Annotated in this window: 1 protein-coding gene; it reads right to left on the reverse strand. The window is 65.1% G+C overall.

The genetic code is table 11. The annotated features are described in order from the left end of the window. Positions 1-376, reverse strand: a 376-nt coding sequence (locus LXN01_RS16005) for a transposase (protein ID WP_336885292.1), incomplete at its 3' end; no start/stop codon positions are given. Positions 377-501 lie beyond the last annotated feature (125 nt).

The following is a 501-nucleotide window of genomic DNA, read 5'->3' on the forward strand; positions in this document are numbered from 1 at the left end:
CGGCACGCGCTTCGGCCCGGACCTGGTTGATCACAGCCAGCGCCTGTGTCTTGTCGGCGGCCAGGGCCGCGATCAGCCGCGACACCGTCGCATCGGAGGCCACCTTGCCGAACACGCCGGGCTGATCGCGCAACCGATCGACATCGGCCAGGCAGTCCCCGCCGGCAGCCAACGCCACGGCCAGATCCAACACGACCTTGGCCGGATCGTGCACGGCCAGCGGTCTGCGCCACGGTGAAAGCCCATCGCGCAGCGCGCGGTCCAGGCCCACAGCTTTGATCGTTTCGAGAAGGACGACAGCACCGGCCTGCGACACGATCCCGGCCCCGGCGTCATCGACCTGATTCGAGGGATAGAACCCGGTAGAGTGGCTCACTGTAAAGGTGCTCCTTTGGCTCCGCGGTAATGGTTGTGTGGTAACCATCATTTTCGCAGGTCAGGAGCACCTTTCTCCGTCCGGACACGCACCCGAACCGAGACCACGACGAAAGATCGAGGCTA

The organism is Brevibacterium daeguense (assembly GCF_021729135.1).
In the GTDB taxonomy this organism is placed as follows: Bacteria; Actinomycetota; Actinomycetes; order Actinomycetales; family Brevibacteriaceae; genus Brevibacterium; species Brevibacterium daeguense.